This is a genomic window from Mycolicibacterium iranicum, assembly GCF_014190915.1.
Lineage (GTDB): Bacteria > Actinomycetota > Actinomycetes > Mycobacteriales > Mycobacteriaceae > Mycobacterium > Mycobacterium iranicum_B.
This window is the reverse complement of sequence record NZ_JACHVU010000001.1, coordinates 222,348-246,026: the sequence shown is the minus strand read 5'-3', so window position 1 is coordinate 246,026 and position 23,679 is coordinate 222,348. Positions and strand designations below refer to the sequence as shown.

11 protein-coding genes are annotated in these 23,679 nt (G+C 69.7%); 5 read left to right on the top strand and 6 right to left on the bottom strand.

Annotated features, from left to right (window positions below):
* Positions 1-5 precede the first annotated feature (5 nt).
* Positions 6-11,087, bottom strand: coding sequence for a type I polyketide synthase (locus FHR72_RS01100; RefSeq protein ID WP_183466060.1), 11,082 nt, complete (start codon positions 11,085-11,087; stop codon positions 6-8).
* Between the two features lie 270 nt (positions 11,088-11,357).
* Between FHR72_RS01100 and FHR72_RS01095 the strand changes: the two genes are divergently transcribed.
* The 4 genes from FHR72_RS01095 to pe all read left to right on the top strand — a co-directional run bounded on the left by FHR72_RS01095 (position 11,358) and on the right by pe (position 18,860).
* On the top strand, positions 11,358-12,779 hold the full coding sequence (locus tag FHR72_RS01095) for a condensation domain-containing protein (protein ID WP_183466556.1): 1,422 nt from the start codon (positions 11,358-11,360) through the stop codon (positions 12,777-12,779).
* A gap of 78 nt (positions 12,780-12,857) precedes the next feature.
* Positions 12,858-15,851 carry an MMPL/RND family transporter gene (locus FHR72_RS01090; RefSeq protein WP_183466059.1) on the top strand — a complete coding sequence of 998 codons (2,994 nt, stop codon included), beginning with the start codon at positions 12,858-12,860 and terminating at the stop codon, positions 15,849-15,851.
* An 82-nt stretch (positions 15,852-15,933) separates the two neighbouring features.
* Entirely contained in the window at positions 15,934-17,688 is a 1,755-nt protein-coding gene (locus FHR72_RS01085) for an AMP-binding protein (RefSeq protein ID WP_183466058.1), read from the top strand.
* Between the two features lie 32 nt (positions 17,689-17,720).
* A complete protein-coding gene (gene pe, locus FHR72_RS01080; RefSeq protein ID WP_183466057.1) occupies positions 17,721-18,860 on the top strand; it encodes an acyltransferase PE in 1,140 nt (379 codons plus the stop codon).
* A gap of 7 nt (positions 18,861-18,867) precedes the next feature.
* Here the strand turns inward: pe and FHR72_RS01075 are convergent, their stop codons facing one another.
* Entirely contained in the window at positions 18,868-19,542 is a 675-nt protein-coding gene (locus FHR72_RS01075) for a GAP family protein (protein ID WP_183466056.1), read from the bottom strand.
* Positions 19,543-19,689: 147 nt separating this feature from the next.
* Here FHR72_RS01075 and FHR72_RS01070 point away from each other — a divergent pair, with 147 nt between their 5' ends.
* The gene (locus FHR72_RS01070; RefSeq protein ID WP_396888387.1) at positions 19,690-20,190 is read left to right on the top strand and encodes a flavin reductase family protein; all 501 of its coding nucleotides are present in this window, start codon (positions 19,690-19,692) and stop codon (positions 20,188-20,190) included.
* A gap of 20 nt (positions 20,191-20,210) precedes the next feature.
* Here FHR72_RS01070 and FHR72_RS01065 read toward each other — a convergent pair whose 3' ends face one another.
* The 4 genes from FHR72_RS01065 to FHR72_RS01050 form a co-directional block, all read right to left on the bottom strand.
* The gene (locus FHR72_RS01065) at positions 20,211-20,372 is read right to left on the bottom strand and encodes a hypothetical protein (RefSeq protein WP_183466054.1); all 162 of its coding nucleotides are present in this window, start codon (positions 20,370-20,372) and stop codon (positions 20,211-20,213) included.
* A gap of 105 nt (positions 20,373-20,477) precedes the next feature.
* Positions 20,478-20,957, bottom strand: a complete 480-nt coding sequence (locus FHR72_RS01060) for a hypothetical protein (protein WP_183466053.1) — start codon at positions 20,955-20,957, stop codon at positions 20,478-20,480.
* Positions 20,958-20,961: 4 nt separating this feature from the next.
* The gene (locus tag FHR72_RS01055) at positions 20,962-21,717 is read right to left on the bottom strand and encodes a succinate dehydrogenase/fumarate reductase iron-sulfur subunit (RefSeq protein ID WP_311736012.1); all 756 of its coding nucleotides are present in this window, start codon (positions 21,715-21,717) and stop codon (positions 20,962-20,964) included.
* A gap of 4 nt (positions 21,718-21,721) precedes the next feature.
* Positions 21,722-23,656 carry a fumarate reductase/succinate dehydrogenase flavoprotein subunit gene (locus FHR72_RS01050; protein WP_183466052.1) on the bottom strand — a complete coding sequence of 645 codons (1,935 nt, stop codon included), beginning with the start codon at positions 23,654-23,656 and terminating at the stop codon, positions 21,722-21,724.
* Positions 23,657-23,679: the final 23 nt, after the last annotated feature.

Sequence of the window (23,679 nt, the reverse complement as noted above, 5' to 3'; positions counted from 1 at the left end):
GCAGGCTACCCCAGCGAATCGGCCGCTCCGACAGCTTGATTGTGGTCATTCGATGACGGCTCCTGGGTTTCCGCGTCGGGCAGCTGACCCACCAGGTACTCGGCGAGACCACCGATAGTCGGGTAGTCGAAGACCGCCGTCGCGTTGATGGTGAACGCGCCGCCGAACTGGCTGTGCAACCGGTTGCGCAGTTCGATGGCCATCAGCGAATCGGTGCCGAGATCCAGGAACCGGCTGCCGGCCGCCGGAGGTTGGGCCAGCCGCAGGAAGTTCTGCACCTCGCGCTGCAGGAACTCGGTGACGAAGCCCGCGCGCTGCGGCACGGGGATCTCCTGCAGCTGCCGCAGCAGCTCGCTGTCGCCCGTGACCTCGCCGACGGCGCTGGGCAGCACCAGGTCGAGGATCGGGGGACGCGCACTGCCCAGCACCTTCGCCGCCCGCTGCCAGTTGGCCTTGATGACCGTGGCCTGGCCGGTGCCGTTGGCGACCACCTCCGCCAGCGCCCCGAGCGCCGCCGACGGTTCGAGCGGAATCAGGCCCTGCGCACCGATGTTGGCGGTCGCCGCGTCCGAGGACGCCATGCCACCCTGGGCCCACGGCCCGAAGTTGATGCCGGTGGCCGGCAGTCCCTGCGCCCTCCTCTGCGCGACCAGACCGTCGAGCAGCGCGTTGGCCGTTGCGTAGTTGGCCTGGCCCGGTGAACCGAACAGGCTCGACACCGACGACGACACGACGAAGAAGTCCAGCGCGTCGTCCCGGGTGAGGCGATCCAGGTACTCGGCACCGAAAGCCTTCGGCGCCAGGGTTTTCCGGAACCGCTCGACGCTCTGCTGCGACAGCAGGGCATCGTCGAGCACACCCGCCAGGTGGGCCACGCCCGCCAGCGGCGGCAACTCCGCACGGATGCGCGCGAGCAGCGTCTCGACCTCGGCCTCGTCGCCGACGTCGGCGGTGAACACGTGGATGCGGCATCTGTGCCGCTCGGTGATGTCGTCGATGGCTTGCTGCGCTTCGGCGTTCGGGGCCCGCCGACTGGTGAGCACGATGTCGCCGGCCCCCAGGTTGGCGAGGTAGGACGCGGTGTGCAGACCGATCGCCCCGAGTCCGCCGGTGATCAGGTAGGTGCGGTCGGGCCGCGGTTGCAGCGGCGTCGGTATCTGCACCACGATCTTGCCGATGTGACGGGCCTGCTGCATGCGGCGGAACGCCGCCCTGGCCTCGGTGAGCGGGTAGATCTCGGCGGGCAGCGGTGTCCACTGCGTGTCGGCGAGCCCGTCGGACACCTCGGTGAGCAGGTCGCGGATGCGGTCGGGTTCGGTGAGCATCACGGTGTCCAGCGCGACGATCTCGTAGGCGATGTCCGGACGGGCCTCGGCCATTCGTTCGGCCGTCCAGATGTCGCGCTTGGCGATCTCGGCGAAGCGGCCGTTCTCGGCGGTGGCCTTGAGAGTCGCCTCGATGAACCCTTCGCTGGTGAGACTGTTGAGCACCACGTCCACTCCGGCGCCGTCGGTGTCGGCGAGGATCTGGTCGGCGAAGTCCGTGGTGCGCGAGTCGTAGACGTACTTGACGCCCAGCTTGCGCAGGGTCGCGCGCTTGAACGTGCTTGCGGTGGCGAAGACCTCGGCGCCGCAGCGCTGCGCCATCTGGACCGCGGCCAGCCCCACGCCACCGCTGGCGGCGTGGATGAGCACTTTGTCGCCGGGCTTGAGTTGCGCCCAGTCGAACGACAGCCGCACCGTCAACGCGGCGGCGGGGATGGTCGCCGCCTCCACGGCGCTGATCCCGTCGGGGATCGGCGCGAGGAACTGGCTGGGCACGTTGAACCGGCTGGCGAACGCACCCTGCATGGAGCCGTAGACGCGCTGCCCGACCTCGACACCGCGGACGCCCTCGCCCAATTGGGTGACGGTGCCGGCGAAGTCGCCGCCGATCGGTCCCGGATCACCCGGGTACAGGCCCAGGACGTTGAGCACGTCGCGGAAGTTCAGGCCTGCGGCCTCCACCCGGACCTGTACGTAACCCTCGGCCGGCGGGGCGACCTCCGTCTCGGTGAGACGCAGGTTGTCGATCGCGCCGCGCTCGGTGGGAGCCAGCACATAGTCGCCGCCGCGCGGCACCGTGAGGTGACCGCTGCGCGCCCATGGAAGCAGGCGGGATGCCAGCAGCTTCCCTTGTCGCACAGCCAATTCCGGCTCATCGACCGGGGAGGTGAGCAGGGTCGCCACGGCCTGCACGGCCTCGGGCGATCCGTCGACGTCCACGAGCCTGGCGCGCAGCGCCGGTTCCTCGTTGATCGTCGTGCGACCGAAGCCCCAGAGGGCGGCCTGCACCGGGTCCACCGGTTCGCCGGACTCGGTGGCGACGGCCCGCTCGGTCAGGATCCACAGCCCGCCGGGCAGTGTGACGGTGGTGCGGTCCGTGCCGCCCTGCACGGTGTGCACGGCGCCGAGCAGATGGGCGATCTCGGTCTCCAGCCGTTCGGCGGTGCCGGCACCGGAATCGCCTGCCGCGCGCCAGACAACGCCGGCGAAGGGCACACCTCGCTCGGCGGCGTCGGCGAGCACCTGCCCGAGCGGCTGGGGATCGGCGGCCGGGTCGAACGGGATGCAGCCCGGCACGAGAGCGGCGAGCTCGTCGAATCCGGCGATCAGCCACGTACCCGTCGGCTCTGCGGTGGCCTCCACCGCCGGCGGGACCTCATGCCATCCGAGGGTGTACAGCAGGCGGGTGGCGTCGCCACCGAGTCCGCGCAGCAGGGCTTCGCGGGGCGCCCGTTTCACCGTGAACTCACGAATCCCGCCGAGGTGGCGGCCATCTCGGTCCAGGTAGTCGAGGTCGAAGACCTGGGTCTCGTTGTCCAGCGGGCTCTCATGCCACCTCGCGCGGCAGTAGAACCGCCGCGGCATCTTCTCCCGCAGCGTGACCTGCCCGTACCGCAGCGGCAGGAACAGGTCGTTGACGCCCTGCTCGGCGGCCAGCAGCGCCGGGAACGCCGGGAAGGCGACGCCCGTGCACAGGTCCATCAGCACCGGGTGCATCGGTTCGGTGCCGAGTTGCTCGGCCAGTTCCTCGCCGACGAGGATGTCGCCGATCGCCTCGCCGTCGCCGAGCCACAACGACTTCAGCGAACCGGACCAGGTGGGTCCCCACGCGAGCTCCAGGTCGGCGAACGTCTCGAACAGCTCCTGCGGCCGCATGCGGTTCAGCCGTTCGATCGCCTCGTCGACCGGTCCCGACTGCTCGGGCGCCGGATCGTCGGCGTTCTCGGTGTTCTCTGGGGCGCCGCTGACCACGGTGCCCTCGGCGTTGAGTGACCAGTCCGCTCCACGCTCCCCGTAGGGCCGGCTGTGCACCTGGAACGTCCATTCCCCGCCGGTCTCGCGCGGGTGCAGGGTGAGCTGGACTTCACGGGACGTCTTCTCGGGCAGGATGATCGGCTCGTAGAAGAACACATCCTTGGCCCGCGCCGGGGTGCCGACGGCGGCGAGCGCCATCGCGGCGTAGGTCGCGCCGGGGACGACGACGGTGCCGTAGATGACGTGGTCGGCCAGCCACGGCTGCGACTTCACCGACAGCCTGCTGGTGTACACGGTGTCGCCGGAGGCCAGATCCTTGGCGCTGCCCAGGATTCCCGAGGCGGCGGGCCCGACCCCGCCGTCCATCGCGATGCCGGAGGTCTTGGGCCAGAAGCGCCGCCGCTGGAACGGGTAGGTCGGCAGCTCGAGCCGCCGTCCCGGGGTGGCATGCAGTGCGGCGAAATCGGGGCGGTGCCCGCCGACGTAGGCCGCGGCCAGCGCGTCGGAGATCTGTCGCCGGTCGCCCACGCTCTTGCGCAGCGACACGATGGCCCGCGGAGCCGGGAGGTGCTCCGGCCACACCTGCACCGCCGCACCGGTGAGGACCGGTTGCGGACCGATCTCCATCAGCACCGAACATCCCAGAGCCGCCACGGTCCGCACGCTCTCGGCGAACTGCACCGGCTGGCGCGAATGCCGGCGCCAGTACTGCGCGTCGAGCGGGGTCTGGGCGGTGAGCACCGCACCGGTGCGGTTGCACACGAGCGGCAGAGTCGGCGCCGCGAACTCCATCCGCGCGGCGTAGGACTCGAATTCGTCGAGCACGGGGTCCAGCAGTTCGGAGTGGAACGCGTGGCTGGTCTCCAGCCAGGTGCAGCGGATCCCGTCCTCGCCGAACGTGCCGACGATCTGCTCGAGGTCCTCACCCGGGCCGGAGAGCACGGTGTTGGGTCCGTTGTAGGCGCCCACCGACACCCGCGGGAACCCGGCGGCGACCTCTTCGACGCGTTTGGCGTCGGTGAACACCGCCACCATCCGGCCACCGTCGGGCAGGCTGCCGAACAGCCGGCCGCGCTCGGCCATCAGTCGGGCGCCGTCCTCGATGCTGAACACGCCGGCCACGCAGGCTGCCGCGTACTGGCCCACGCTGTGCCCGAGCACCACGTCGGGCTCCAACCCCCAGGACTGCCAGAGCCGGGCCAGGCCCATCTCGACGGCGAACAGAGCGGGTTGGGCGAACGACGTGTGCCGCAACGACTCTCCCGAGGGACCGCGGCCGTTGGCGAACATCACGTCGAGCAGCGGGCGCGACAGCATGCCCTCGACCGCATCCGCGCACCGGGTGACGGTCTCGGCGAACACGGGCTCGGTGTCGAACAGTTCGCGGGCCATGCCCGGGTACTGGCTGCCCTGTCCGGTGAACAGCCACGCCGTCGTCGGACGGTGCACGTGCTCACCACGCACGACACCGGGCCGCTGGCGGTTCTGCGCCAGATCGGCGAGCCCGTCGCGCGCGGCGGCCAGGGAATCGACGACGAGCGCCGCCCGGTGCTCGAAATGGGACCGGCCCGTGCCCGCGGTGAGGCACACCTCGCCGAGGTCGGCGTCGGGGTGCGCGGTCAGCCAGTTCTCGTACCGCTGCGCGAGGCTGACCAGAGCTTCCGGTGAGCGGGCGGACAGCGGGAGGACGTGGATGGGCGGGTCCTGCGCCTCGGGTTCGGTCGTCTCCTCGTCGTCGCCGGGGATGTCGGAGGTCTCCAGGTCGAGCGGGGGTTCCGGTGACTCCTGGGCAGGGGCCTCCTCGATCAGGACGTGGGCGTTGGTGCCGGTGAACCCGAACGAACTCACGCCGGCGCGCCGCGGGCGCCCGTTGGCCTGCCACGGAATCGCGGTGTCCACCACCCGCACCGGCAGCGAATCCCACGGGATGTGCGGTGACGGGTTGTCGAAATGCAGGCTCTGCGGCAGGAGCTCGTGCTGCAGGGACAGCACGACCTTGATCAGACCTGCTGCGCCCGAGGCGGATTCCAGGTGGCCGATGTTGCTCTTCACCGACCCCATCAGCAGCGGCCGGTCGGTGTCGCGGGACCCGGCGTAGGCCGCGGCCGCGGCCTGGACCTCGATCGGATCGCCCAGCGGGGTGCCGGTGCCGTGCGCCTCCAGGTAGTCGACGTCGCCGCCGTCCAGGCCGGCGCGGGAGAGTGCCGTGCCGATGAGCCGTTGCTGCGCACCGCCGTTGGGTACGGTCAGACCGCTGGACGCACCGTCCTGGTTGACCGCGCTGGCCGGGATGACGGCGCAGATCCGGTCGCCGTCGCGCGTCGCGTCGCTGAGCCGCTTGAGCACCAGGATCCCGCAGCCCTCACTGCGCACGTAGCCGTCGGCCGATGCGTCGAAGGTCTTGCAGCGGCCCACAGGTGACAGCATCCTGGCCCGTGACGCGGCCACGACGGTCACCGGGCTCAGCAGCACGTTGACCCCACCGGCGACCGCCATGTCGCAGTCGCCGGAATGCAGCGCCTGGCACGCCTGGTGGACGGCCACCAGCGACGAGCTGCAGGCGGTGTCCACGGCCACCGCAGGCCCCTCGAGACCGAGCGCGAACGCGACGCGGCCCGAGATGGCGTTGAGCGCGTTGCCGGTGATGAAGTGCGGTTCGATCTTGTCGATCGACTCCGCCGACAGCAGATGGGCGTACTCGTTGGCGGCGACACCCACGAAGACACCGGTGCGGCTGCCGCGCAGTGCGGACGGCGCGTAGCCGGCCCGCTCCAAGCCTTCCCACACGGTTTCCAGCATCAGCCGCTGCTGCGGCTCGATCCAGACGGCTTCGCGCGGCGAGATGCCGAAGAACTCGGGGTCGAATTCGTCGATGGCGTCCAAGAATCCGCCGAAACGGGTGTAGGTCTTGCCCGGGGCGTCGGGATCGGGGTCGTAGAACTCATCGATGTCGAAACGGTCTTCGGGGACCTCACGGATCGCGTCGACGCCACCGGAGAGCACCTCCCAGAACGCCTCCGGGTCTGGTGCGCCAGGGAAGCGGCAGGACACGGCGACGATCGCAATCGGGTCGTCGGTGCGGGTGGTGACCACTGGAGTCCGTCCGGCTGCAGTCCTCGACGATGCCGAGGACTGCTCGGCGAGTCCGAGCACGTCGCCGAGCAGGTAGTCGGCGACGTCGGACAACCGGGGGTGATCCATCGCCAGCGTGGCCGGGATCTCCTTGCCCACACCCTGTTCGATGCGGCGGCGCAGTTCCACCGCCATCAGCGAGTCCATGCCGATGTCGAAGAACCCTGCGTCCTCCCGGATCTCGACGGCGTCGACGCGGGTGACCTCCGCCACGGCCTCGCGCAGGTGGTCGATCAGCAGCTTGCGACGTTGCTGCACAGGCGCATTCGTCAGCCGTTCGACCAACTCGGTCTTACCCGAGGTCGTCACGGCGGGGGCGGCGGCGGCGGCCGATGCGGGCGTCTGCCTATCCATGTCCGCGAGGAATCCGCGCTTGCCGGCCTGCTGATAGAGCGGCAGGAACCGGGACCAGTCGATGCGGGCGACGACTCCCTGGGCGGCGCCGGAGGTCCCGCTCACCGCCACGACGTCGGCCAGCCCGGCGAGGGCGTCGGTCGGCGACAGGGTCCGCACGCCGCGCTGTTCGAGCTTCGCGCGTGCCGACGCGTCGGCCATTCCGGCCGACCAGGGCCCGAAATTCACGCTGACCCCGGCGACGCCCTGCTCGCGCAGTCGGTGGGCCAGGCCGTCGAGGAACGCGTTCGCCGCACCGTAGGCGGTCTGGCCGAAGCCGCCCCACACCGACGCGATCGACGACGTGCTGAGGAAGAAGTCGAGCTGCAGCCCGGCGTGCGGTTCGGTGAGAGCCTCGCTGAGATGCCAAGCGCCCCAGACTTTTCCGGCGAACACGCGGTCCACCTCGGCATCGTCGAGGTGGCTCAGCGGCGTGGTGCCGATCTCGCCGGCGGCGTGGACGATGCCCGCCAGCGGTGGCAGTTCGGCGGCGACAGTGGCCAGCAGGCGGGCGACGTCGTGGGCGTCGGCGACGTCGGCGGTGACGACGCGGATGTCGCAGCCGTGCTGTGCCCCGAGCGCGTCGATGCGCGCGCGGACGGCGTCATCGGGCGCCCGTCGGCTGGTCAGCACGAGGTGCTTGGCGCCGTGCGCGGCGAGGTGCCCGGCGATCTCCAGGCCGATTGCACCCAGGCCGCCGGTCACCAGATAGGAGGCATTGTCTCGCAGTTCCAGCGGTTTGCCGCTCGGCGGCGTCTCCCGGCGCGCCAGCCGCGGCACATAGGCGACCCCGTCCCTCAGGGCCACCTGGTCTTCCCGGTGCCCCGCATCCGGCGCCGCCGCGATCCGTGCCAGCAGCCGCGACCATTCGTCGGCACTGCCGGACAGGTCGGCCACACCACCCCACAGGTGCGGGAGTTCCAGGGCCGCGGCGCGCCCGAATCCCCACAGGCAGCTCTGATCCGGCGCCACGGTGTCGGTGTCGAGGACGTGCTGCGCGCCGCGGGTCACCAGCCAGACCGGGGCCCGCAGCTGCGCGGCGGTGGCGGCACGGAACAGCCGCCGGGTTCCGCTGAAGATCCGGTGCTGCATCCGCAGCAGCGACCGCATCGACGTGCCACCGAACGCCCCGTCCAGCGCGGCGACGTGCACGATGCGCAGCGCGGCGTCTCCAGCGAGGGAGGTCAGCGTCTCCGCGAGCGCGGTCTCCTCGGCGTCGGAGGCCGGCAGGCCCACGATGCGGTAGCGGTGTCCGCGCGCGGCGAGCAGATCGACCAGCGGCCGGGTCGCGTCGTTGTCGTCGCCGACGACGACCCAGGAGAACGCGTCGCCCGCGTCCGCGCCGAGCAGCGGGGCAGCGGAGCGCTCCCAGCGGATCTCGTAGCGGTCCTCGGCGATCGACTGGGTCGACCTCTGCTGATTGTGTTGTACGGCAAGCTTGTTCAGCACCGCCAGGGTCTGCTGATCGTCCCCCGTGCCGTCCAGGAGTGCGGCGAGCTCCTCGATACGGCCGTCCTCGAGCAGGCGCACCGCCTGGGTGCGCGGCGCGTTGCTCTGCTGGGTCGCCGGGGCGTCCTGGTTGTCGGTGAACCAGTACTGGCGGTGCTCGAACGGGTAGGTGGGCAGGTCGAGCTTGCGCGCGTGCTCGCGGCGCAACGTCGCGAAGTGGGGCAGATGTCCCAGGACGTAGGCATCGGCCACGGCCTCGGTGATCTGACGCTGGTCGGTCGTGGTCCGCCGCAGCGACGCGATGACCCGGGGGGAGGTGGCCGGATCGGGCCAGGCGCCCAGGGCTGCGGCGGTCAGGATCGGGCGCGGGCCGATCTCCACCAGCAGCTTGCAGTTCATCTCGGACAGGGTGCGGACGCTCTTGGCGAACTCCACCGGCTGCCGGGCGTGACGGCGCCAGTACGGGCCGTCGAGCTTCACGCTGCGGCCCAGTGCCGTTCCGGTGCGGTTGTCGATCAGGATGCGTTGCGGCGCGGAGTAGGTGAGGCCCTGCGCGTACGCCTCGAAGTCGTCGAGGATCGGATCGAGCAGTGCGGAGTGGAACGCGTGGCTGGTCTCCAGCCAGTCGCAGCGGACCCCGTCAGTGGTCAACCTCGCCACCGCCTGCTCCAGATCGGCTGCAGGACCGGACAACACGGTGTTGGCACCGTTGTAGGCGGCGACCGACAGCGCGGGGAACTCGTCGGTCATGCTCTCGACGCGGTCGGCGGCGGTGAACACCGCGACCATGCGACCGCCGGCGGGCAGGCTGCCGAAGAGCCGCCCCCGTTCGGCCATCAGCCGAACGCCGTCTTCGAGGCTGAACACCCCGGCGACGCACGCCGCCGAGTACTGGCCGACGCTGTGGCCGAGCACCACGTCGGGTTCGAGGCCCCACGACTGCCAGAGCCGGGCCAGGCCCATCTCGACGGCGAACAGAGCGGGCTGGGCGTACGACGTCTGGCGCAGCGTCTCTTCGTGGTCCGGGCTGTCCACGTCGAAAATGACGTCCAGCAGCGGCTTTTCGAGAACGTCGGCCACCGCCGCCGCGCACCGGTTCACCGTCTCGGCGAAGACGGGTTCGGTGTCGAACAGCTCGCGGGCCATGCCGGGGTACTGGCTGCCCTGGCCGGTGAACACCCACGCCGTCTTGGGCGCCTCGTACGCCTCGCCCCGCACCAGGCCGGGCGCCGGGCGGTCGTCGGCGAGCGCGCCGAGCAGCTCGACGGCCTGTTCGCGTGAGTTGACCACCAGCGCGGCACGGTGTTCCAGGTGGGCCCGGGCCGCCCCGGCGGTGAAACACACGTCGGCCAGCGAGGCCTCCGGGTGCTCGGTCATCCAGGTGCGGTAGCTCTCGGCGAGCCGGCGCAGGGCGGCGGGTGTGCGCGCCGAGAGCGGCAGGAGGGCGAACCGCTTGTCCTCGTCGGCGGCTGAGGACGCCGGGGCCTGCGCGTCCTGCGGCGCCTCCTCGAGGATCACGTGGGCGTTGGTGCCGGCGAACCCGAACGAGCTCACCCCCGCGATGCGCGGTGTGCCGTTGCGCTCCCACGGCATCGCGTCCTTGACGACCTCCACCGCGAGCCGGTCCCACGGGATGTGGGGCGACGGGTTCTCGAAGTTGAGGTGCTTGGGCAGCGTCTCGTTCTCCAGCGACAGGATCACCTTGATGACGCCGGCGATGCCCGCGGCCGCTTCCAGGTGCCCGATGTTCGTCTTGGCCGAACCGATGAGCAGAGGCCGGTCCGGGGCGCGCCCGGGGCCGAGCGCCGCACCTGCGGCCTGCGCCTCGATGGGATCGCCGAGGGACGTACCGGTCCCGTGCGCCTCCAGGTAGGCGACATCGCTGGGCTGCAGGTCGGCACGGCTGAGGGCGTCGGAGATGACCCGTTGCTGCGCAACACCATTGGGCACCGTCAGCCCGCCGGAGGCGCCGTCCTGGTTGATGGCGCTGCCGCGGATCACCGCGCGGATGCGGTCGCCGTCGCGGACGGCGTCCTCGAAGCGTTTGATGACGATCACGCCGCAGCCCTCGCCGCGCACATAACCGTCGGCGGCGGCGTCGAAGGTCTTGCAGCGCCCGTCCGGGGCGAGCATGTGCGCGCTGGAGAACGTGATCATCGTGGCGGGCGTGAGCAGGACGTTCGCCCCGCCGGCCAGCGCCATGTCGCATTCGCCGAGGCGCAGCGCCTGGCAGGCCTGGTGGATGGCGACGAGCGACGAGCTGCACGCGGTGTCGACGGCCACAGCCGGACCCTGCAGGCCCAGCCGGTAGCTGATCCGCCCGGCGGCGGCGGCGTTCGACGTCCCGATGGCCATGTAGGCCTCGATCTCGGGATAGGTCAGCTCATCGGAGGCCATCCCGAGGTAGTCGTGGGTGGCGAGCCCGACGAACACGCCGGTGTTGGTGCCGGCGAGCGCCGAGGGCGCGGTGCCGGAATGCTCCACCGCGCGCCATGCCGTCTCCAGCAACAGGCGGTGCTGGGGGTCCAGCTGCCGGACCTCGCGGGTGGACATGCCGAAGAACGGCGCATCGAAGCCCGTCACGTCCTCGACGAAACCCGCCCGGCGGGTGACGACCTTGCCGGGGGTGCCGGGCTCGGGATCGAAGAAGTCGTCGACGTCCCAGCGGTCCCCGGGGACGTCCGAGATCGCGTCCCGGCCGTCGCGCAGCAGGTCCCAGAAACCGTCGGCGTCCTGGGCTCCCGGGAACCGCGCCGCATAACCGACGATGGCGAAACGAGGAGCCGGCTCGTTCGGATTGGCAGCGGAAACCATACCGCTTTCCCCCTATATCAGCGGTCAACTTACTCGGCAGTCAGATTAACGTGACCGACGGCCGGAATGACATTCAGCGCGACATCTGTAGTCCTGTCGGACCACGTTCGCCGCCCACTATCGCACGTGCCCTGCACCCATGTGCGATGTTGCTGGCGCGGTGCCCGGTACGGGGCGGAGACGGCCCGCCGTTGGGTATGTTGATCCGGCGACGAGGGGTGCTGCCAGATCCGGGCGGGCATGACAGGGACTGCTGGGAGGACCAAGCTTTTGCGCATCGGCAAGATCACGGTGGGCGCACTCGAGGAGTGGTCGCTGAGCCCGGGTTCGGTGACCTCGTGGCATCCGACCGCGGCCGCCCGCGACAAGGCGCGGCAGGCACCGCTCAGTGCCGTTCCGGTCAGCTACATGCAGGGCCAGCACCTTCGCAACTACTGCGAGCGCAGCGCTGCGGGCCTGACCTTCTCCCGGCAGATCATCGCCAGCTGCGACGTCGCCGGCCAGTGCGACATCGAGGCCATGGACCACGCCGTCAACGCCTACCTGCGCCGGCACGACACCTTCCGCAGCTGGTTCGAGCACACCGGCGACGGCCAGTTCGTCCGGCACGCCCTCGACGACCCCGCCGATATCGAGTTCGTGCCCGTCGAGCACGGGCACATGACGCTGGAGGAGATCCACGCCCACGTCATCGACATCCCGAGTCCGCTGGAGTGGGGGTGTTTCACCTTCGGGGTGGTGCAGAACGAGAACCATTTCAGCTTCTTCGCCTCGATGGACCACGTGCACGGCGACGCCACGCTGATCGGCACGACGATGATGGAAGCCAACGGCATGTACTCGGCACTGAGCGGGGGCGGCGACGCGCTCACCCTGCCCGACGCCGGCAGCTTCGACGCGTTCTGCGTCCGCGAACGGGAGTTCACGTCCGAGCTCACCGAGGACTCGCCCGGAGTGCAGGCGTGGATCGACTTCGCGGAGAACAACAGTGACGGGTTCCCCGAGTTCCCGCTGCCGCTGGGAAACCCCAAGGATTCGGTCAAGAGCACCATGACCTCGCACGTACTCCTCGACACGGCGCAGACGGAGCGCTTCGAGGCCGCGTGCACGGACGCCGGGGCGCGCTTCGTCGGCGGCCTGTTCGCGTGTCTGGCCCAGGTCGAACACGAGCTGACAGGCGCACTGACCTACTACGGGCTGACGCCGAGGGATTCGCGCTCCGCCTCGGACAACTTCATGACCCAGGGCTGGTTCACCGGGCTGATCCCGATCGTCGTCCCGATCGGCGCCGCGTCGTTCACCGAGGCCGCGTGGGCGGCCCAGGCGTCGTTCGACTCCGGGCTGAACATGGCCAAGGTGCCGTACTACCGGGTGCTGGAACTGGCGCCGTGGCTGAAATGGCCGCGGGCCAACTTTCCGGTGTCGAACTTCCTGCACGGCGGCGCTGCCCCGCTGAACGCCATCCTGGCGGCCGGCGAGCTGGGTCTGGCCGACAACATCGGGATCTATCCGGACGGCCGGTACTCCTACCAGCTGACCATCTACATCTTCCGGTACGGCGAGGGCACGGTGATGGCGATCATGCATCCGGACAATCCCGTGGCGAAGAAATCGTCGGAACGCTACATGGAGGCGATGAAATCGGTCGCCGCGCGGGTCGCCGACAGCGGACACTGGGGACGCGTCGCATAGCGTGGGGCAAATCGTCGGCGGTGACCGTTCCGGGGCTGTGCCGCGTTTGCAAGACTGCCGGTCGGGGGTGAGGACGGGATGCGTCGGTTAGCCGATGTCGTGGTGCGATGGCCGTGGGCGGTCATCGGTGTGTGGATCGCGCTCGCGGTGGCGCTGCCGATGTCGTTCCCGTCGCTGACCGAGATGGCCGAGAAGCACCCGCTGGTCATCCTGCCCAGCGATGCCCCGTCGAGCGTGACCGCCACGAAGATGGCCGAGGCGTTCCAGGAGCCGGGCTCGGACAACCTGCTCGTCGTCGCGTTCATCAACGAAACCCGTCTCACGCCCGACGACGAACTCGCCTACCGCAAGCTCGTCGGCGCGCTGCGCGACGACGTCACCGACGTCGTGTCGGTGCAGGACTTCCTCAGCACACCCCAGCTGCGCCAGTTCCTCACCAGTGAGGACAAGACGACCTGGGTGCTCCCCGTCAGCCTGGTCGGCGAGCTCGGCACGCCGCGGGCCTACGAGTCGTTCAACCGAGTAGCCGACCTGGTCAGGCACAACGTCCCCGGCGGCGGCGCCCTGAACGTCTACGTCACCGGACCCGCCGCGACGGTCGCCGACCTCACCGTCGCCGGCGAACAGGACCGGCTGCCCATCGAGATCGCGATCGCGGTCCTGGTGCTCGGCGTGCTGCTGCTGGTGTACCGCAATCCCCTCACGATGCTGCTGCCGCTGGTGACGATCGGATCGTCGGTGGTGATCGCCCAGGGGGTGGTGGCGGGGTACTCGGAGCTGACCGGCTCGGGGGTCTCCAACCAGTCCATCGTGTTCCTCAGCGCGATCCTCGCCGGCGCGGGCACCGACTACGCCGTCTTCCTGATCAGCCGCTACCACGACTACCTGCGCTCCGGCGCGGACTACGAGCACGCGGTCAGGTCCGCGATGATCTCGATCGGGAAGGTCATCACCGCGTCGGCCACCACGGTCGGCATCACGTTCCTGGCGATGAGCTTCGCCACGATGGGCGTCTTCCGGACCATCGGGATCTCCGCAGCAATCGGCATCGCGGTCGCGTTCCTGGCCGGGGTGACGCTGCTGCCGGCGATCATGGTGCTCGCCGGGCCACGCGGATGGATCAAACCGCGCCGCGAACTGACCTCGCGCTTCTGGCGGCGTTCCGGCATCCGCATCGTGCGCCGCCCGGTGCCGCACCTGGTGGCCAGCCTGCTGGTGCTGGTGCTGCTCGCCAGCTGTGCGGCGTTCGCGCGCTACAACTACGACGACCGCAAGGCCGTCGCCGCATCGGCGCCGAGCTCGGTCGGCTACGCCGCGCTCGAACGGCATTTCCCGATCAGCCAGTCCATCCCGCAGTACCTGCTGGTGCAGTCGCCGCGCGATCTGCGCACCCCCGAGGCGCTGGCCGACCTCGAGCAGATGGCCTCGCGGATCGCCCAGCTGCCCGATGTGTCGCTGGTCAGCGGCATCACCCGGCCGCTGGGGGAGGTTCCGGCGGAGTTCCGCGCGACGTTCCAGGCCGGCATCGTCGGCGACCGGCTGGCCGCCGGCTCGGCCCAGATCGGCGAGCGCACCGGAGATCTCAACAGGCTCGCGTCGGGGGCGGACACCCTGGCCGACAGCCTGGGCGACGTCCGCGCCCAGGTCGACGAGATCGCCCCCAGCCTGGCGGGCCTGATCGACACGTTCTCCTCGGTGCGCACCGAGTACGGCGGCGACAAGCTTGTACGTGACGTCGCGACGGCCGCCAAGCTCGTCGACAGCGTCAACAAACTCGGCCTGTCCATGGGCATCAACTTCCGCGCGGTGCGCGACATGTTCGCCTGGATCGGCCCGGTCCTGATGGCGCTGCAGGGCAACCGGGTCTGCGACGCCAACCCGTCCTGCGTCGACACCCGCCGGCAGTTCGAGAAGCTGGTCGCCGCCCGCGACGACGGCCGCGTCGACGAGATCAACCAGCTCGCCGGGCAGTTGCAGGGCGTCGACGACCGGCAGAGCCTCACCTCGACGGTCAATCAGCTCAACGCCGCGTTCGCCAAGCTGACCAAGGCGATCTCGGCGATGGGTCTCGACACCCCCGCGGGGGCGCGCGCGGGGCTGACCGACCTGCAGGACGGCGCCGACCGGCTGGCCGACGGCAGCCAGCAGGTCGCCGGGGGAGTGGACGAGCTCGTCGAGCAGATCAAGGTGATGGCGTCGGGCCTCGACCAGGCGTCGGCGTTCCTGTTGACGATGCGCAACGACGCGTCCGGACCGTCCATGGCCGGGTTCAGCATCCCCGCCGAGGTGCTCAACGCCGTGGAGTTCAAGAAGGCCGCCGAGGCGTTCATCTCCCCGGACGGCCACTCGGTGCGCTACCTGGTGCAGACCAAGCTCAACCCGTTCAGCTCCGAGGCGATGGACCAGGTCAACGTGATCAGCGACATCGCCCGCGGCGCGCAACCCAACACCGCGCTCTCCGATGCGACGATCTCGATGGGCGGGTTCCCCGCCTCGCTGCGCGACACCCGCGACTACTACGAGAGCGACATCCGGTTCATCATCGTGGTGACGCTCATCATCGTGCTGCTGACCCTGATGGTGCTGCTGCGGTCGCTCGTCGCGCCGCTGTACCTCGTCGGGTCGGTGGTCGTGTCCTACTTCGCCGCCATCGGCATCGGGGTGCTCACGTTCCAGTGGTTGCTCGACCAGCAGTTGCACTGGAGCGTGCCGCCGTTGGCGTTCGTGGTGCTGGTGGCCGTCGGGGCGGATTACAACATGCTGTTCGTGTCCCGCCTGCGCGACGAATCCCCGCGCAGTGTTCGGTTCGGCATCATCCGCACGCTGGGCTCGACCGGCGGCGTGATCACCGCGGCGGGCCTGATCTTCGCCGCGTCGATGGCCGGGCTGATGTTCTCCAGCATCGGCATCGTGGTGCAGGGCGGTTTCGTGATCGGCGTCGGAATCCTGCTCGACACGTTCGTGGTCCGCACCATCACGGTGCCCGCCCTCGCGGCGCTGGTGGGTCGGGCGAACTGGTGGCCGTCGCGCCTGGACGCGCCCCGCCGCGAACGGGTTAGCGCGGACACGTGATGTATGCCAAACTTCGACACGAAGCGGAGCGGTCAGGGGTTGGGATGAGCAAACGCCTCGCGGGATTCAGTACGGACGTGATGTGACGCCTACTCCCCAGTCGACAATTCTCTCGATGCTGCACGCCCGTGCCAGCATGCGGCCCGACGAGGTCGCGTTCACCTTCACCGACTACGCCCGGGATCCGGACGGCGTGGTCGAGAGCCTGACGTGGTCACAGCTCGCGCAGAGGACCCTCAAGGTCGCCCATGCGATCGGCCGGCACGCGTCGGCGGGGGACAGGGCCGTGATCCTCGCCCCGCAGGGCCTGGAATACATCCTGGCGTTCCTCGGCTCCATGCAGGCCGCGGCGATCGCGGTCCCGCTGCCGCTCCCGCACCGCGGCTCCAGCCACGACCGGGTCGGCGCGGTGTTCACCGACACCGGTCCGTCGGTCGTCCTGACCACCTCCGAGGCCGCCGAGGACGTCGGCGACTACGTCGACCAGGCCCGCATGGACATGGCGCCGAAGATCCTGGAGATCGACTCGCTCGACCTGGACGGCCCCGTGCCCGAGGCGACGGTCGACCTGGCGGCCGACGTGCCCGACATCGCCTACCTGCAGTACAGCTCGGGGTCGACGCGGCTGCCCACCGGCGTGATGATCTCGCACCGCAACCTGCAGGTGAACTACGAGCAGCTGATGCGCAGCCTGTTCGCCGTCCCGCACATCAAATCCACCGCGGGTCTGACCATCGTGTCCTGGCTGCCCTTCTACCACGACATGGGTCTCGTGCTCGGGGTGTGCGCACCGATCCTCGGTGGGCATCCCACGAAGCTGACGAGCCCGGTCGCGTTCCTGGAGAAGCCGTCCCGATGGGTGCGGGCGCTCGCCGAGAACGACCAGGCCTTCTCGGCGGCACCCAACTTCGCGTTCGAACTGGCCGCGCGCAAGACCAGCGACAGCGACCTCGCCGGGCTCGACCTCGGCGGTGTCCTGGGCATCATCAACGGCGCCGAGCGGGTCGCCCCGGCCACCCTGGAGCGCTTCGCAGATCGGTTCGCGCACTTCAAGTTCCGCGACCACATGCTGCGGCCGTCCTACGGTCTGGCCGAAGCCACGGTCTTCGTGGCGTCGGGGATCTGGGACGAGGCGGCCGAGCAGGCGCGGTTCGACACCGACGAGCTGTCCGCGGGTCGGGTCCGGCGATGCCAGGACGGAAGCGGATCGGCGCTGGTCAGCTACGACCTGCCGCAGTCGCCGATGGTGCGGATCGTCGATGTCGACACGACCCGGGAGTGCGGCGCGGACGCCGTCGGCGAGATCTGGGTGCACGGCGACAACGTCGCCGGGGGTTACTGGAGCAGGTCGGCCGAGGAGCAGCAGTGCTTCGGCGCCACGATCGCCGAGCCGTCGCCGGGCACGCCGCCGGGTCCGTGGCTGCGCACCGGCGACCTCGGCTTCGTCCACGAAGGCCGGATGTACATCGTTGGCCGGATCAAGGACCTGCTCATCATCCGCGGGCGCAACCACTACCCCGAGGACATCGAGGCCACGGTCCAGGGCATCACCCGCGGCCGCGTCGCGGCCATCTCGGTCCCGGTGAACAGCACAGAGAAGCTGGTCACCGTCATCGAGCTCAAGAAGCGCAGCGACCCCGACGGGGACGCGCCGGGCTGGCTCAGCGAGGTGAAAAGCGATGTCACATCGGCGATCTCGAATGCCCACGGTCTGAACGTCGAGGATCTCGTTCTCGTGCCACCGGGGTCGATCCCGACGACGACCAGCGGCAAGGTCCGGCGCTCGGCCTGCGTCGAGCACTACCGGCAGGACCAGTTCATCCGGTTGGACGCCTGAGTGCCCGCCGCAGACGGAGAGGTGACACGCTCATGAAGCGACTGCTCGCACTCGGCACGGCCCTGACGGTCCTCGGACCCGCGGGCAGCCTCGGCTTCGGGATCGCCGCCGCCGACGAGCCGCCGATCGTGCCGCCCAACCCCGCCGTGCCGGCCGAGGCGCCGCCTCCGCTGGGAACGCCGGGCCGGGCGTATGCCCTCGGCGGCGCGCACGTTCTGGGCATCCCGTACGACGAATACATCATGCGCACGGGCGCGGACTGGTTCCCCGGCCTCGACCGCCAGATCGTCGACTACCCGGCCGGGCAGGTGCAGGGCCACACCCTGGAACGGCTGTTCCCGGGCATCGGGCGCCTCGACGACAACTTCCCGGGTCTCGGCCTCGACGGGCCGAGCGTCGGCGAGTCGGTCGACGTCGGAACGCCGAACGTGATCAACGCCGTCCGCGAGGGCGGGCGGGGCACCGCGATCGGGCTGTCGGAGGGCGCGATGGTGCTCAACGACGTGCAGGCCAAGCTCGCCTACGACCCGGCCGCGCCGCCACCGGATCAGCTGAGCTTCGCGATGTACGGCGACCCGGTGGCCCGGCATGCCTTCGGCGAGAGCTTCCTGACGCAGAACTTCCCCGTCGGCAGCGTCGTGCCCTCGCTGGACTACCGCATCCCCGCCCCGGTCGAAAGCCAGTACGACACCTACCAATTCATCTCCGCCTACGACAGCATCGCCGACTGGCCGGACCGGCCGGACAACTGGCTGTCGGTGGCGAACGCGATCGTCGGCCTCGCCACCGGCCACACCGCCGTCGCGTTCACCAAACCGAGCATGGTGCCGCCGCAGAACATCCGCACGACCGTCAACTCCCGCGGCGCGAAGACGACGACGTTCATGATCCCCGAAGAGCACCTGCCGCTGGTCCTGCCCTTCAAGTACCTCGGGGTGCCCAAAGACACGCTGATGGAGCTCGACAAGGTCCTGCAGCCCTACGTCGACGCCGGGTACTCGCGCAACGACAACCCGCTGACCGCGCCGGTCACCGTGGATCCGGTCAACGGCTACGACCCCGCCGCCGTCACCGCGCCCGCCACGCAGGCCGCGTTCGGCGGCGCCGCAGACCCTGTCTCGCAGCTGCTTTCGGGCCTGCAGTACGTGCTGAACAATCCGCCGCAGCCCTGACCCCCGGTCACAGCGCGGCGAAACCCGCACCCAGGAGCACGCAGCCGACGACGGCGAGCAGAACGGCCACCCCGGCGCGTCCCCGCGCTCTGAGCCATGCGTACAGCGCCGCCAGCGTGGCGCGCGTGCGCTCCGGCGCCACGAGGTAGCACAGCAGCGGCACCTCGACGAGCGTGAACGCCACGACGTTGAACGCCAGCAGCGCGCCGAGCTGTACGCCGGCGGCCGTGCCGGAGGCGGCGATCAGAGCCAGCGCGGCCAGGTAGTCGACCGAGGGCAGCGCGATGCCCAGACCCACGACACCGGCCGTCCACAACGATCGTCCGTCGGCGATCCTGCGGGCGCGGACCAGCGCCGAAGTCAGCAGCCGGTGGGCAGGAGCGGGGGACTCCGCCTCCCGCGTGCGCCCGAACACCCCCGCGGCCACCAGCGCGGCGTTGAGCAGCACGATCGCCCCCACCACGATCTGCACCCGGGGCAGCGTGAAGTGTGCCGATCCGAGCGCCGGCCGCAGAACGAACAGCACGACCACCCCGACCGCGAGACCCATGGTGAACCCGCCCGCGAGAAACGTGAGCAGCTGCAGAACGGGGCGGGGGCGGTTGATCATCAGGACCGTCATGCCGATGCGGAACGGTTCCAGGCTGACCGCGATGGCCATCACCAGGAGCGGTATCCACATGATGGCGTCACGTTACCGTCCGGGTGTTCCGTTCACGCCGATCCGTACGGTGGCCACGACGGCGAGCCGCGGCCACGATGTCACGGTGACCTCTGTGCGCGAGAGACCCGTGCCCGGTCCAGGCCCGTCCGTCGGGCACGTGGAAGTATTGGCCCGGTGAGCGGTTCTCCGACCAACCTGGACCCGGCCTCGCTGCGGGAGGCTTTCGGACACTTCCCGTCCGGCGTGATCGCGATCGCGGCCGAGGTGGACGGCACCCGCGTGGGCCTGGCCGCGAGCACCTTCGTCCCGGTGTCGCTGGACCCGCCGCTGGTGTCGTTCTGCGTGCAGAACACGTCGTCGACGTGGCCCCGGCTCAAGGACCTGCCCTATCTCGGGATCAGCCTGCTGGGCGAGGCCCACGACGACGCCGCCAGGACGTTGGCCGCCAAGACCGGCGACCGCTTCGCCGGGCTGGAGACGACGTCCACGGAGCGCGGCGCGGTCTTCATCCACGGCACCAGCGTCTGGCTCGAGAGCAGCATCGAACAGCTGGTCCCGGCCGGCGATCACACGATCGTGGTGCTCCGGGTCAGCGCGATCACGCTGCACCCCGATGTGCCACCGATCGTCTTTCACCGGAGCACCTTTCGCAGACTCGGCGTCTGAGGTGCGCGCGGTCGGCGAGGTCAGGGCCGGGCGGAGAGTTCCTCGCGGTAATCCCTGACCCGCAGGTCCAGTTCGGCGGCGTCGGCGCTGCGTCCCTCTTTGCGGGCGAGGTCGGCCCGGGTGCTCAGTTCGCGGATGGCCGTACGGATTTCGTTGATGCTCGGGGGCTGTCGGAACGACATGGAAGCTGCCCTTCATTCGGATCGGCTGCTGTCCAAAGCGTACGCCTGATAGCCGGTGTCAGAGCCGTACTGCGGTCAGATCGTCGACCGGTCGCCGGGTCCTGATCAGGCGGCGTGCACGTCGCGCAGTCCCACGGCGTTGCGCAGCCCGGTGCAGTTCACGCAGCCCACGCATCCGATGCAGTCCTCGCAGCGGACGCAGCCCACGCATGCCTTGCATCGCACGCAGGCGAGGCAACCGAGGCAGGCCAGGCAGCCCTTGCACGCGATCGACAGCACCACGAGGATGCACCCGGCGATCGCGGCACTGCCCGCCGTGGCGATGGACCCCGCCACCGCCGCGCTGCCCGACGTCGCGATGGAGCGGGCGACGGCCGCACTGCCGGCGGTGGCGACGGAGCCGACGACGACGGCACTGCCCGCCGTGGCGATGGACCCGGCCACGACGGCACTGCTGTCGGTGACGATCGACCCCGCGACGACGGCGCTGCCGGTCGTGGAGACCGACCCGGCGACGGCGTAACTGTTCTCGGTACGGGCGGACCGCACGACCGCCCCCGACTCGGTGGTCACGCCGTCCGCCATGGTGCTACTTCCGCCGGAACAGCTTGTTGCCCAGCCACACCACCGGATCGTATTTGCGATCGGCGGCACGCTCTTTCATCGGGATGAGCGCATTGTCGGTGATCTTGATGTGCTCGGGGCACACCTCGGTACAGCACTTCGTGATGTTGCAGTACCCGAGGCCGTTGTCCTCCTGGGCCTCCTCGGCGCGGTGGCCGTGGGTGTCCAGCGGGTGCATGTCGAGTTCGGCCTGACGCATCAGGAAGCGCGGACCGGAGAAGGCCAGCTTGTTCTCCTCGTGGTCGCGCACGACGTGGCAGACGTTCTGGCACAGGAAGCATTCGATGCACTTGCGGAATTCCTGCGACCGGTTGACGTCTTCCTGGGCCATCCGGTACTCGCCGGGCTGCAGATCCTTGGGCGGCTTGAAAGCCGGGATCTCCCTGGCCTTTTCGTAGTTGAACGAGACGTCGGTGACGAGGTCGCGCATCACCGGGAACGTCCGGAGCGGGGTGACGGTCACCACCTCGTCCTCGCCGAACGTCGACATCCGCGTCATGCACGCCAGCCGGGGCCGCCCGTTGATCTCGACCGAACAGGACCCGCACTTGCCGGCCTTGCAGTTCCACCGCACCGCGAGGTCCCCGGTCTGGGTCTGCTGGAGCCGGTGGATGATGTCGAGCACCACCTCGCCGTCGTTCACCTCGACGGTGTAGTCCTTCAGCTCGCCGCCACTGGCGTCGCCCCGCCAGACCCGCATCTTCGCGTTGTACGCAGCCACGGTCTCAGCCCTTCCGTTGCGGATGGTCGACGAGTTCGTCGTTGGTGTAGTACTTCTCGAGTTCGGACAGCTCGAAACATTCGAGCAGGTCCGGCCGCATCGGAATCTGGCGCTGCTTCTCGACGTTCACGTCGGGCACCACCGGATCGTCTCCGTCGGAACGGACCACCAGCAGCGCGTTGCGCCAGTCGGAGTCCATCTGCGGGTAGTCGTCGCGGGTGTGGCCGCCGCGACTCTCGGTGCGGGTGATCGCCGACTTCGCGACCGATTCGCTGACCAGGAGCATGTTGCGCAGGTCCATCGCGAGGTGCCAGCCGGGGTTGAACTTCCGGTCGCCCTCGACCTTGACCCGCTTGTAGCGCTCCCGCAGCTCGGTCATCTTGTCGAGCGCCTCCTGCATCTCGTCCGCCTTGCGGATGATGCCGACCAGGTTGTTCATCGTGTCCTGCATGTCGAGTTGCAGGGTGTACGGGTTCTCGCTCTCCGAGCCGTCGCCGGGACCGTCGAACGGCGCCAGCGCCATCGTCAGGGCGGTGTCGACGGAGTCGTCGCTGACCTTGGGCCGGTCGGACAGCGCGCGGACGTAGTCCGACGCACCGAGTCCGGCCCGGCGTCCGAACACCAGCAGGTCCGACAGGGAGTTGCCACCGAGCCGGTTCGAGCCGTGCATGCCGCCGGCGCACTCGCCGGCGGCGAACAGGCCCGGCGTCGCGGCCGCGGCACTGTCGGGATCGACCTCGATGCCACCCATCACGTAGTGACAGGTCGGCCCGACTTCCATTTCGTCGGTGGTGATGTCGACCTCGGCGAGCTCGATGAACTGGTGGTACATCGACGGGAGGCGACGCTTGATCTCCTCGGCCGACATACGCGAAGCGATGTCGAGGTAGACGCCGCCGTGCGGGGTGCCACGGCCTTCCTTCACCTCGGTGTTGATCGCGCGCGCGACCTCGTCGCGCGGGAGCAGGTCAGGGGTGCGGCGCGCGGAGTCGTTGTCCTTGAGCCACTGGTCGGCCTCTTCTTCGGTCTCGGCGTACTGCCCCTTGAACACGTCGGGGATGTAGTCGAACATGAAGCGCTTGCCCTCGGAGTTCTTCAGCACTCCGCCGTCGCCGCGCACGCCCTCGGTGACGAGGATGCCCTTCACCGACAGCGGCCAGACCATCCCGGTCGGATGGAACTGGATGAACTCCATGTTGATCAGGGCCGAGCCGGCGCGCAGCGCCAGCGCATGGCCGTCGCCCGTGTACTCCCACGAGTTCGAGGACACCTTGTAGGACTTGCCGATGCCTCCGGTGGCCAGCACCACCGCGGGCGCTTCGAAGAGGACGAAATCGCCTGTCTCGCGGTAGTACCCGAAGGCGCCGGCGATGCGGTCGCCGTCCTTGATCAGCTCGGTGATGGCCACCTCGTGGAACACCCGGATGCGGGCGTCGTAGTCGCCGAGTTCGGCCTTGTCCTCCTGCTGCAGCGAGACGATCTTCTGCTGCAGCGTGCGGATGATCTCCAGGCCGGTGCGGTCACCGACGTGGGCCAGCCGCGGGTAGGTGTGCCCGCCGAAGTTGCGCTGGCTGATGCGGCCGTCCTTGGTGCGGTCGAACAGCGCGCCGTAGGTCTCCAGTTCCCACACCCGGTCCGGGGCCTCCTGCGCGTGCAGTTCGGCCATCCGCCAGTTGTTCAGGAACTTGCCGCCCCGCATCGTGTCACCGAAGTGCACCTGCCAGGAGTCCTTGGTGTTCACGTTGCGCATGGCCGCCGCGCATCCGCCTTCGGCCATCACGGTGTGGGCCTTGCCGAACAGCGACTTCGTCACCACTGCGACGCGCAGGCCGCGCTCACGGGCCTCGATCACTGCGCGCAGTCCAGCGCCGCCGGCGCCGATGACGACGACGTCGTACTCGTGCCTTTCCACGTGGCGGTCGTCGGTGTCGGGAGTCATGCAAACCTCATTCGTGTCGATCG